Source organism: Citrobacter amalonaticus Y19 (genome assembly GCF_000981805.1).
Lineage (GTDB): Bacteria > Pseudomonadota > Gammaproteobacteria > Enterobacterales > Enterobacteriaceae > Citrobacter_A > Citrobacter_A amalonaticus_C.
This window is the reverse complement of record NZ_CP011132.1, coordinates 84,030-95,988: the sequence shown is the minus strand read 5'-3', so window position 1 is coordinate 95,988 and position 11,959 is coordinate 84,030. Positions and strand designations below refer to the sequence as shown.

Sequence of the window (11,959 nt, the reverse complement as noted above, 5' to 3'; positions counted from 1 at the left end):
GTTTTTCCTTATTTTTGCACTACGATATTTTCTTGTGAGGGATCAACATGCTGCATTTGCAGCTTCTCCGTTGCGATCCGTTCCACCCGGCTATGATCGCCGAGCGCATTTTCCTCAAGAATCAGGTTGCGCCATTCGATATCCAGCGCATCACGCTCCAGAACCAGTTGTTCACGCTGCGCGGTCAGTAATCGTGTGTGGTGTGCGGTCGTGACCACCGTCACCGCCGTCACAATGATGCAAATGAACAGGCAGAGTGGCAGCTTCCCAAATCGCAAAAGATCGTCACCGATCACGCCAGGCAAGGCATGGCGCTCGTTGCTTCCAATCGATCCCTTAACTTTGCTGAGGGCTTCTGTCACTCTGCCGATCATGCGTTCGTCCTCTCTGCAATGCGCAGAACTGAACTACGGGCACGAGGATTCTCTGCAACCTCTTCTTCACCCGGCATCAACTTGCCTAGTGCTCTTAACTCACGGCCGCCCAGTTTTCTGAGCTGCTCTTCCGTCATCGGTAATCCGGCCGGAACCTGCGGACCGCGGCTTTGTTCACGCATAAAGCGTTTCACAATGCGGTCTTCCAGCGAGTGGAAACTGATGATAGAAAGCCGCCCACCCGGGGCCAGCACGCTGAGCGAGCTTTTTAGCGCCTGCTCTATCTCCTCCAGTTCACTGTTCACCCAGATGCGCACCGCCTGGAAGGTACGGGTCGCGGGATGTTTGAATTTGTCTTTCACCGGCGTTGCCGCCGCGACCACTTCCGCCAGTTCTTTGGTGCGGGTCATGGGCTGTTCACGGTTGCGCTCAACGATGGCGCGAGCAATACGTTTCGCAAAACGCTCTTCGCCAAAGGTCTTCAGCACCCAGGCGATATCGGCTTCTTCTGCGGTTTGCAGCCACTCGGCAGCCGACTGGCCGCGTGTGGGATCCATGCGCATATCCAACGGGCCATCGCGCATGAAAGAGAAACCGCGCTCAGCGTCATCAAGCTGCGGTGACGAGACGCCAAGATCGAGAAGAATCCCGTCGATCTTGCCGGTCAGTTTGCGCTCGCCGACATAATCAGCCAGCGCAGAGAAAGGTCCATGAATGATGGAGAAGCGGGGATCATTGATGGTCTGGGCGACGGCGATCGCCTGCGGATCGCGATCGATAGCCAGCAGACGTCCCTCTTCGCCAAGCTGCGAGAGAATGAGACGCGAGTGACCACCGCGACCAAATGTCCCATCGATGTAGATGCCATCAGGGCGAATATTCAGGCCGTTTACGGCCTCGTCCAGCAGCACCGTGGTGTGTTTAAAATTTTCCATCATCATTATAGAGACAAGTCCTGCAGGCGCTCCGACAACGTCCCGGTCGCACTCTGCTCAGCGTCGATATCTTCCTTGACCTGTTGATACCAGGTCGTTTCATCCCACAGTTCAAACTTGTTGAACTGTCCAACCAGCATCACTTCTTTTGTCAGCCCGGCATGTTGGCGAAGGACAGGCGCAACCAGCAATCGCCCGGCGCTGTCCATCTGACATTCGCTGGCATGCCCCAACAGTAAACGCTGCACGCGGCGCTCTACCGGGTTCATGCTCGACAGACGCGATAATTTTTGCTCGATAATTTCCCATTCAGGCAGGGGGTAAAGCAGCAGGCACGGGTGATGAATGTCAATGGTACAAACCATTTGACCGGTAGCGCTCTCGATCAGTTGATCCCGGTAACGGGTAGGCACAGATAAGCGCCCTTTACTGTCGAGATTGACTAACGTTGCTCCCCGGAACATGCCAGTCTCCCCCCTCATTACCACTTTGCCCCACAAATTCCCACTCAAAGGAGTTTACGGAGCGGAGGAAAAGCTTGTCAAGCGAGTCACAACGCTTACCTGAGTAAAAAACCCAATGTTTACGGCTAATATCAGCGTTGATTAAATTCTGTCCAACGAACGAAGCAAATTAACGTCATGAATATTTGTAAGAAAAAAATCCAAAAACTCATCACCGTTTTAAAACGAACAATTATTCTCAGGAGGGAATATAAAGTGTCAGTTTGCGACGCGAGCGGCATTTTAAGACATAATGCATCGTGAATACAGCCCCTGTTTCTCGCGGTCTTCACCCTGAGCTGGCAAGCCTGCCGAGACTTTCGCGCAGTTGCGGCATGAAGTGTTTGTTAATTCGGCAATTCGCACCAGGCATGTAACAAAATAATACAAAGTAAACCGGCATTACCCCGCAATATCCTTCAGTCGGGCCGTTTCGTTTAAAAAGTGTTTATTTTTCTAAAATTGAGATAATTCTAAGGAATAAATCTGGATTATGTTGTGGGTATTGTTGGAAGAGGATTATTTGCCGCGCCAGAAGGAGGATTTCTGGCGCAACAATTCAGATAATGACTAGCTGCGGCTCAATACGCCCCGACGATAGAGGTTGCGCTTGATGCGCGTTAACCCCGGTTTTGGTTTACGCGGTTCATCCAGACTCGCCAGTACGATTTCCAGTACGCGCTCTGCAACATCACGATGGCGCTGCGCTACTGCCAGGACCGGGCACTGGAGGAAATCCAACAGTTCGTTGTCGCCAAAGGTCGCAATCGCCAAATCGGAAGGCAGTTTACCGTCGCGACGCAGCGTCACATCCATCACCCCCTGCAACAGGGCAAATGAGGTGGTAAACAGCGCCTGCGGCATCGGATGCGTTTCCAGCCATTTTTCAAATAGCTGTGCCGCCGCTTCGCGCTCATAGCTGTTGGCATACAGGAAATTCACTTCACGCGGATCGTCTTTCCAGGCGGCACGGAAGCCCTGCTCGCGCAGGAAGCTGACGGACAACTCCGGTAGCGCGCCCAGATAGAGCACGCTGTCAGCCGGAAACTTACGCAATTCTCCGGCCAGCATTTCGGCATCGTCCTGATCGGCCCCCACGACACTGGTAAAATGCTCACGATCTAATGCGCGATCCAGCGCCACAATGGGGAAAGAGTCATTAGCCCAACGCTGATAGAACGGATGTTCCGGCGGCAACGACGTAGAGACAATGATCGCATCAACCTGGCGCTGTAAAAGATGTTCAATGCAGCGCATTTCGTTATCGGGCTGATCTTCTGAACAGGCAATCAGCAGTTGATAACCACGCTGGCGCGCCTGGCGCTCAAGATAATTTGCAATGCGGGTATAGCTCGTGTTCTCCAGATCCGGGATCACCAGACCGATAGAACGTGTGCGTCCAGCACGCAGCCCGGCAGCCACAGCATTCGGGTGGTAATTATGCTCACGCACCACCGCCATGACTTTTTCGACAGTCTTGTCGCTCACGCGGTATTGCTTTGCTTTTCCGTTAATTACGTAGCTTGCAGTCGTTCGCGATACACCAGCCAGCCGAGCGATTTCATCCAGTTTCACAATTGCCCCTTGCGTAAAATGTACAAACCATAACCATTGTAACGGCATGGGTTAAAATCGGTAACATCTAAGCGCAGAATAGTCACTGCGGCAACCGCTTTTATTCCGGGTTACCACGGATTTCGCAAAAAAATGCCCAACGGAAGACGTTGGGCATGTGAATTAACGAAAAGAGCATGATTAGCGCATTATTTTGTCGCCGCGGGATAACCCCACCACACCGGAACGGGCGACCTCAACGATTTTCGCCACGTCACGCAACGTCGCCAGAAAAGCATCCAGCTTATCGCTGGTCCCTGCCAGTTGAACGGTATAGAAACTTGGCGTGACATCAATAATCTGCCCACGAAAGATCTCCGTGTTGCGTTTCACCTCTTCCCGGCCATAGCCGCTGGCCTGAATCTTCACCAACATGATTTCGCGCTCGACGTGCGCACCGTGCCCGAGTTCACTGACCCGCAACACATCGACCAGTTTGTGCAGTTGCTTTTCAATTTGCTCCAGCACTTTCTCGTCGCCCACCGTCTGGATGGTCATGCGAGAGAGCGTGGGATCGTCCGTCGGCGCGACGGTCAGGCTCTCAATGTTGTAACCGCGCTGCGCAAAAAGGCCGATCACGCGCGACAACGCACCGGATTCGTTCTCCAGCAGTACTGATAATATCCGGCGCATAATCAGGTCCTCTCCGTTTTACTTAACCACATTTCATCCATCCCGCCGCCGCGAATCTGCATCGGGTAGACGTGTTCGCTGCCATCAACGGTGACATCGACAAACACCAGACGACCGTTCTTCACTTGCGCCAGCGCTTCACTCAATTGGTTTTCCAGCTCATCAGGACGAGAAATCTGAATGCCAACGTGTCCGTAGGCCTCCGCCAGGCGAACAAAATCAGGCAGCGACTGCATATAGGATTGAGAGTGGCGTCCCGAGTAGATCATGTCCTGCCATTGCTTCACCATGCCCAGATAACGGTTGTTCAGGTTTAGCACCAGCACCGGCAGCTTATACTGCAGCGCGGTCGACAACTCCTGAATGTTCATCTGAATACTGCCGTCACCTGTCACGCAGACCACCGTTTCTTCGGGCAGCGCCATTTTCACCCCCAGGGCCGCAGGCAGGCCAAAGCCCATCGTGCCGAGACCGCCAGAGTTGATCCAACGGCGTGGTTTATCGAAGGGGTAATAGAGAGCGGCAAACATCTGATGCTGTCCCACATCTGAGGTCACATAAGCATCACCGTTGGTCAGACGCCAGATAGCCTCAATGACCGCCTGCGGTTTGATACTCTCACTGTGCGTGTCATATTTCAGGCACTGACGAGCGCGCCAGCGTTCAATCTGTTGCCACCAGTCACGAATATCATCTAACGGTTGTTGGGCAGATTCCTGCGGCAATAACTCCAGTAACTGTTCCAGCACCTGACGCGCATCACCGACAATAGGGATATCCGCCGTCACCGTTTTGGAGATTGAAGTCGGGTCGATATCAATGTGCAACACCGTCGCATTCGGACAATACTTGGCCAGATTATTCGTCGTACGATCGTCGAAACGTACCCCGACGGCAAAAATCACGTCGGCGTTATGCATCGTCATGTTGGCTTCGTAAGTGCCATGCATGCCCAGCATTCCGAGCGACTGACGGTGCGTCGCGGGAAATGCCCCCAGCCCCATCAGCGAAGAGACCACTGGCAGGTTGAGCGTTTCGATGGTCTGGCGCAGTTGTTCATGACAACCTGCCGTCACGGCCCCACCGCCAACATAGACAACCGGTTTTTTTGCCGTAACCAGCGTTTGCAGGGCGCGCTTAATCTGCCCTTTATGGCCCGCAGTGGTCGGGTTATACGATCGCATGCTGACCGACTCGGGCCAGGAATAAGGCAGTTTTTTGCCAGGATTGAGAATATCCTTCGGCAAATCCACCACTACCGGTCCGGGACGGCCGCTCGCCGCCAGCCAGAAGGCTTTTTTCAACACCTGCGGAATGTCTTCCGTCTGCTTAACCAGAAAACTGTGTTTCACGACCGGGCGGGATATCCCCACCATGTCGCACTCCTGAAAGGCGTCATAGCCAATCAACGACGTCGCGACCTGGCCGGAAAGAATCACTAACGGAATAGAATCCATATATGCCGTCGCGATTCCGGTAATCGCATTGGTGGCTCCAGGACCCGAAGTCACCAGTACCACACCCACTTCCCCCGTTGCTCGCGCCAGGCCATCGGCCATATGCACAGCCGCCTGTTCATGGCGGACGAGCACGTGATCGATACCACCCACCGTATGCAACGCATCATAAATATCGAGGACTGCGCCCCCGGGATAACCGAATACCTGCTTAACGCCCTGATCAATAAGCGATCGGACGACCATTTCGGCTCCAGACAACATCTCCATGGCTTGCCTCACTGAATGACGATTAATGATGTGTAAAACACCTTAACCGCTCCCCAGGATGCAGGCAATTCAGAGAAAGGGACAAAGACGCCGGGAAATAAGCATAAATGAGAGGAAAGTGACGGAGAAACGGCGAATAAAACTAAATTTCACTCAGGTATTGATAATTAATCGGTTGGAAATGGGCACATACAGCGAATCATCAATTTTTTCGCGGATAGAAAAAAGAACGCTCATCCTAATTCAGGACAAAATGCCAGTGAATAAAACTGAGACAGGATAAACCGGATGTTCGCACCCGGTTTATCTCATTCGCGCCTAACGCTTGCAGACAGAAGCTAACAACTCTTCCATCCATTGATGCCCTTTGTCCCGACCGGCAGCTTCATGCCATGAAAGATAACAGGTTCTGCTATTCAGTTTTAAAGGTAGCGGTAATATTTGTAGATCCAGAGAGGTGGTGAACTCTTCAGCCAACCAACGCGGTGCAATAGCCACCAGATGCGTTTGTGAAACGACATTAAGGACACTGATTAACGCCATCCCCTGATAGGCCACACACGTTTGTGCATCAACCGTGTCGTACCAGGGTTGGCTAAACGAGTCGAAACGATCAAGTGAAACAACAGCGTGCTGTTCATTATAGATGTCACTTTCCAGCAGTGGCCCGTTAATACGAGGATGTTTACGACTGGCGACCAGCACCATTTCATCATTAAACAATGGAATACTCGTAAATTCTGGGCGACGGAACTCTTCATAACTAATAACGAACTCAGTTTCCTGATAACGTAATTGGTGTTCAGTGTCCTTATTTAAAGATGACTTAAATACGACGTGAATATTAGGGGCGATTTTTTCAACACGATTATAAATTAAAGAGGTCAGGATATTATCCAGCGGACTGCAAACGCAAAGATGAAACACGCGTTCACTGCTGCCGGGTTCAAAGCCGGAACCGGGTAATTCATTCTGTACTAATTGCAGAGCCTGACGGACGGAACCGAAAAGCTGAAAAGCACGCGCAGTCGGTTGGATCCCACGACCGTAACGCACAAAAAGCTCATCATTAAACATGACCTTAAGACGCGCCACGGCGTTACTTACGGCTGGCTGCGACATCCCGAGGGCATGCGCGGCGCGGGTGATATTCTGCTCCTGCATGACCGCATCAAATACAGTCAATAGATTAAGATCAACCATACGAAGTTGCGGTTTATCCATCGATAAAAGATGGGGGGTAGGTTTATCTACAATTACTTCTGGCATACTGATTAACTCCACTGTCACGCTTAACTCCCTTTTTTTGTCGGAATGCAGAGAAATAATCTCAGAAAATATGATTTACCATGCATATAAAACAAGAAACAGAGTAGAGGCTAAAATTAGGAAAACATAAAGGTACCAGAACAAAAATGGGGAAACGGGCACCTGCGTGATGTGGTATCCTTCACAGCACGATAAATCATAAAGTTTTAATGACGTAGGCAATATACACATAAGCACTGCAAATAAACAATCATGCACCAGGTTAATAATGACTTAAGTTTTGATTAAATATTTATATCATTTATGCTTTAACTCTTAACACTCGCTTATCAATATCACAGTTATTTTTAATTCTGGTCAATACAAAATCTTTACATTTTCATTGAAATCATACAGATAACAACAGCATTGCCGTCATTTTTCGCCTTCGGGGTTTGTTATCAAATACAAAAACACATGTTTAATTATGTCAAACGATGACATGTGTGAATAACGCCTCATCTTTTAATATGGGATAATGCAAAAAGTTCAGCACAATTAGCTAAAGCACCCTGTTCGTTTCTTTCTTCCCTCGAGGCTGTTTTCGCGCTGCGGGGTTGACATCAGTCATCGTATCCAGTACCACTAAAAGCATATCGCATTCGCCTGGAGTTGATTTAATGATTCGTATCGCTCGCTTTAACGGTCTACTACTACTAAACGCATCTTCGTTGCGCGGTAGACTGGTGAACGGCATTCAGCATTAAGTCGTATCCAGTAAGATAAAAAACCCGCGCCGTTGCGCGGGTTTTTTTATGCTCGAAGCAAGGCGCCCTAAAGACTAAGGACCTAACACATGAGCCAGCAAGTCATTATTTTCGATACCACTTTACGCGACGGTGAACAGGCGTTACAGGCAAGCCTGAGTGTGAAAGAGAAGCTGCAGATCGCGCTGGCCCTTGAGCGTATGGGTGTTGACGTCATGGAAGTCGGCTTCCCTGTTTCCTCTCCCGGCGACTTCGAATCCGTACAAACCATCGCCCGTCAGGTCAAGAACAGCCGGGTTTGCGCATTAGCCCGCTGCGTGGAAAAAGATATCGACGTGGCGGCGGAGTCGCTGAAGGTCGCCGAAGCCTTCCGTATTCATACCTTTATTGCCACCTCACCGATGCACATCGCCACCAAACTGCGCAGCACGCTGGACGACGTGATTGAGCGTGCTATCTATATGGTGAAACGCGCACGTAATTACACCGACGACGTCGAATTCTCGTGTGAGGATGCAGGCCGTACGCCTATCGCCGATCTGGCTCGCGTCGTGGAAGCCGCCATTAATGCTGGCGCAAAAACCATCAATATTCCTGACACCGTCGGCTACACCATGCCCTTCGAGTTCGCCGGCATTATCTCCGGTCTGTATGAGCGCGTGCCAAACATCGATCAAGCGATCATCTCCGTTCATACCCATGACGACTTAGGGCTGGGCGTCGGCAACGCGCTGGCTGCGGTCCACGCAGGTGCGCGTCAGGTAGAAGGCGCGATGAACGGGATTGGTGAACGTGCAGGCAACTGCTCGCTGGAAGAGGTGATCATGGCGATTAAAGTTCGCCAGGACATCCTGAACGTCAACACCCGCATTAACCATCAGGAGATCTGGCGTACCAGTCAGTTGGTCAGCCAGATCTGCAACATGCCGATCCCGGCGAACAAAGCCATTGTCGGTAGCGGCGCGTTTGCCCACTCCTCCGGGATCCACCAGGATGGCGTGCTGAAGAACCGTGAAAACTACGAAATCATGACGCCGGAATCCATCGGTCTGAATCAGGTGCAACTGAACCTGACCTCCCGTTCCGGGCGCGCGGCGGTGAAACACCGTATGGATGAGATGGGCTATAAAGAGAGTGAATACAGCCTGGACAATCTGTACGACGCCTTCCTGAAGCTGGCCGATAAGAAAGGTCAGGTGTTCGATTACGATCTGGAAGCGCTGGCGTTTATTGGCAAGCAACAGGAAGAACCCGAGCACTTCCGCCTGGATTATTTCAGCGTCCAGTCTGGTTCTAACGACATTGCCACCGCCTCGGTCAAACTGGCCTGCGGCAATGACGTAAAAGCCGAAGCGGCTAACGGTAACGGCCCGGTCGATGCCATTTACCAGGCAATCAACCGCATTACCGATTACGACATTGAGCTGGTGAAATACAGCCTGTCCGCCAAAGGGCACGGTAAAGATGCACTGGGTCAGGTGGATATCGTCGCGAACTATAACGGACGTCGCTTCCACGGCGTCGGACTGGCGACAGACATTGTTGAATCTTCCGCGAAAGCGATGGTGCACGTGCTGAACAACATCTGGCGTGCGGCAGAAGTCGAAAAAGAGTTGCAACGTAAAGCTCAGAACAACGAGAACAACAAGGAAACCGTGTGATGTCGAAGAATTACCATATTGCTGTTTTGCCGGGCGACGGTATTGGTCCGGAAGTGATGGCGCAAGCACTGAAAGTCCTGGAAGCGGTTCGCCATCGATTTGAGATGCGCATTACCACCAGTCGTTATGACGTCGGCGGCGCGGCGATCGACAACCACGGTCAACCGCTGCCGAAGGCGACGGTGGAAGGCTGCGAACAGGCCGACGCCGTTCTGTTTGGATCCGTCGGCGGCCCGAAATGGGAACATCTGCCGCCTGACAGTCAGCCAGAGCGCGGCGCGCTGCTGCCGCTGCGTAAACACTTCAAACTGTTCAGCAACCTGCGCCCGGCAAAACTGTATCAGGGACTGGAAGCCTTCTGTCCACTGCGCGCCGACATCGCCGCTAATGGCTTCGACATCCTGTGCGTTCGCGAACTGACCGGTGGGATCTATTTCGGTCAGCCAAAAGGTCGCGAAGGCAGCGGTCAGCATGAAAAAGCGTTCGATACCGAGGTCTATCACCGCTTTGAAATTGAACGTATCGCACGTATCGCGTTTGAATCTGCGCGCAAACGCCGCCATAAGGTGACCTCTATCGACAAAGCGAACGTTCTGCAAACCTCTATATTGTGGCGCGAAATCGTCAATGAAATTGCCAAAGAGTATCCGGACGTTGAGCTGGCGCATATGTACATCGACAACGCCACCATGCAGTTGATTAAAGACCCGTCACAATTCGACGTGCTGCTGTGCTCCAACTTGTTTGGCGACATTTTGTCTGACGAATGCGCAATGATCACCGGCTCAATGGGCATGTTGCCCTCCGCCAGTCTGAACGAGCAGGGCTTTGGTCTGTATGAACCGGCGGGCGGCTCCGCGCCGGATATTGCCGGCAAGAATATCGCCAACCCGATTGCGCAGATCTTGTCGCTGGCGCTGCTGCTGCGCTACAGCCTGAATGCCGATGATGCGGCATCTGCCATTGAACGTGCGGTTAATCGCGCATTAGAAGAAGGTATCCGCACCGGTGATTTAGCCCGTGGCGCGGCCGCCGTCGGTACCGATGAGATGGGCGACATCATTGCTCGCTACGTCGCACAAGGGGTGTAATCATGGCTAAAACGTTATACGAAAAATTGTTTGATGCGCACGTCGTCTATGAAGCGCACAACGAAACCCCACTGCTGTATATCGACCGACATCTGGTGCATGAAGTGACTTCCCCGCAGGCGTTCGACGGCCTGCGTGCGCATGGACGTCCGGTTCGTCAGCCGGGTAAAACCTTTGCCACGATGGATCACAACGTCTCCACGCAGACCAAAGATATCAATGCGTCCGGCGAGATGGCGCGCATCCAGATGCAGGAGCTGATTAAGAACTGCAGCGAGTTTGGCGTGGAGTTGTACGATCTGAACCATCCGTATCAGGGTATCGTTCACGTGATGGGGCCGGAACAAGGCGTTACCCTGCCAGGGATGACCATCGTCTGTGGCGACTCGCATACCGCAACCCACGGCGCCTTCGGTGCATTAGCGTTCGGTATTGGCACCTCCGAAGTAGAGCACGTCCTGGCGACCCAAACCCTGAAACAGGGCCGCGCCAGAACCATGAAGATTGAAGTCAACGGCGTCGCCGCACCGGGGATCACCGCGAAAGATATCGTGCTGGCGATCATCGGAAAAACCGGTAGCGCCGGCGGTACCGGTCACGTCGTTGAGTTTTGCGGCGATGCCATCCGTGCCCTGAGCATGGAAGGCCGCATGACCCTGTGCAACATGGCTATCGAAATGGGTGCCAAAGCCGGATTAGTTGCCCCGGATGAAACCACCTTTAATTACGTCAAAGGCCGTCTGCACGCGCCGAAAGGCAAAGATTTTGATGATGCTGTCGCGTACTGGAAAACGTTGCAAACCGACGCCGACGCCAACTTTGATACCGTTGTGACCTTACGGGCTGAAGAGATTGCCCCGCAGGTGACCTGGGGAACCAACCCGGGTCAGGTCATTTCCGTTACCGACAATATTCCCGATCCGGCCTCGTTTACCGATCCGGTTGAACGCGCCAGCGCCGAAAAAGCACTGGCCTATATGGGTCTGAAGCCAGGTGTACCGTTAACGGAAGTGGCGATCGATAAAGTGTTCATCGGCTCATGCACCAACTCGCGTATTGAAGATTTGCGCGCCGCCGCAGAAGTCGCCAGAGGCCGTAAAGTCGCGCCGGGCGTTCAGGCGCTGGTGGTTCCCGGCTCCGGTCCGGTGAAGGCGCAGGCAGAAGCGGAAGGGCTGGATAAAATCTTTATCGAAGCCGGTTTCGAGTGGCGTCTGCCGGGTTGCTCCATGTGTCTGGCAATGAACAATGACCGCCTGAATCCAGGTGAGCGCTGCGCATCGACCAGCAACCGTAACTTCGAAGGGCGTCAGGGCCGCGGTGGGCGTACCCATCTGGTCAGCCCGGCGATGGCCGCTGCGGCTGCCGTTACCGGTCATTTCGCCGACATTCGCAGCATCAAATAAGGA

At 52.6% G+C, this 11,959-nt stretch carries 11 protein-coding genes; 4 read left to right on the top strand and 7 right to left on the bottom strand.

Features of this window, described 5'->3' with window-relative positions; all coding sequences use genetic code 11:
- Positions 1–8 precede the first annotated feature (8 nt).
- From ftsL to leuO, 7 genes are all read right to left on the bottom strand, one after another.
- The gene (ftsL, locus tag F384_RS00420) at positions 9–374 is read right to left on the bottom strand and encodes a cell division protein FtsL (protein WP_046475442.1); all 366 of its coding nucleotides are present in this window, start codon (positions 372–374) and stop codon (positions 9–11) included.
- A complete protein-coding gene (gene rsmH / locus F384_RS00415; protein ID WP_046497544.1) occupies positions 371–1,312 on the bottom strand; it encodes a 16S rRNA (cytosine(1402)-N(4))-methyltransferase RsmH in 942 nt (313 codons plus the stop codon). The genes ftsL and rsmH overlap by 4 nt, the downstream gene beginning before the upstream one ends.
- Positions 1,313–1,314: 2 nt before the next feature.
- Complete coding sequence (gene mraZ / locus F384_RS00410) at positions 1,315–1,773, bottom strand: division/cell wall cluster transcriptional repressor MraZ (protein ID WP_044255498.1); 459 nt, start codon at positions 1,771–1,773, stop codon at positions 1,315–1,317.
- 609 nt (positions 1,774–2,382) lie between these two features.
- A complete protein-coding gene (cra, locus tag F384_RS00405) occupies positions 2,383–3,387 on the bottom strand; it encodes a catabolite repressor/activator (protein ID WP_046475435.1) in 1,005 nt (334 codons plus the stop codon).
- Positions 3,388–3,567: 180 nt separating this feature from the next.
- Entirely contained in the window at positions 3,568–4,059 is a 492-nt protein-coding gene (gene ilvN, locus F384_RS00400) for an acetolactate synthase small subunit (protein ID WP_046475433.1), read from the bottom strand.
- A 2-nt stretch (positions 4,060–4,061) separates the two neighbouring features.
- A complete protein-coding gene (ilvI, locus tag F384_RS00395) occupies positions 4,062–5,786 on the bottom strand; it encodes an acetolactate synthase 3 large subunit (protein ID WP_052746864.1) in 1,725 nt (574 codons plus the stop codon).
- Positions 5,787–6,104: 318 nt separating this feature from the next.
- Complete coding sequence (gene leuO, locus F384_RS00390; RefSeq protein WP_046475430.1) at positions 6,105–7,055, bottom strand: transcriptional regulator LeuO; 951 nt, start codon at positions 7,053–7,055, stop codon at positions 6,105–6,107.
- Positions 7,056–7,714: 659 nt separating this feature from the next.
- Here leuO and leuL point away from each other — a divergent pair.
- From leuL to leuC, 4 genes are all read left to right on the top strand, one after another.
- On the top strand, positions 7,715–7,801 hold the full coding sequence (gene leuL, locus F384_RS28335; RefSeq protein WP_052746863.1) for a leu operon leader peptide: 87 nt from the start codon (positions 7,715–7,717) through the stop codon (positions 7,799–7,801).
- 89 nt (positions 7,802–7,890) lie between these two features.
- Positions 7,891–9,462 carry a 2-isopropylmalate synthase gene (leuA, locus tag F384_RS00385; RefSeq protein ID WP_046475428.1) on the top strand — a complete coding sequence of 524 codons (1,572 nt, stop codon included), beginning with the start codon at positions 7,891–7,893 and terminating at the stop codon, positions 9,460–9,462.
- A complete protein-coding gene (gene leuB, locus F384_RS00380) occupies positions 9,462–10,553 on the top strand; it encodes a 3-isopropylmalate dehydrogenase (protein ID WP_046475426.1) in 1,092 nt (363 codons plus the stop codon). Before leuA ends, leuB begins: the two co-directional genes overlap by 1 nt.
- Positions 10,554–10,555: 2 nt before the next feature.
- The gene (gene leuC / locus F384_RS00375; protein ID WP_046475423.1) at positions 10,556–11,956 is read left to right on the top strand and encodes a 3-isopropylmalate dehydratase large subunit; all 1,401 of its coding nucleotides are present in this window, start codon (positions 10,556–10,558) and stop codon (positions 11,954–11,956) included.
- Positions 11,957–11,959 lie beyond the last annotated feature (3 nt).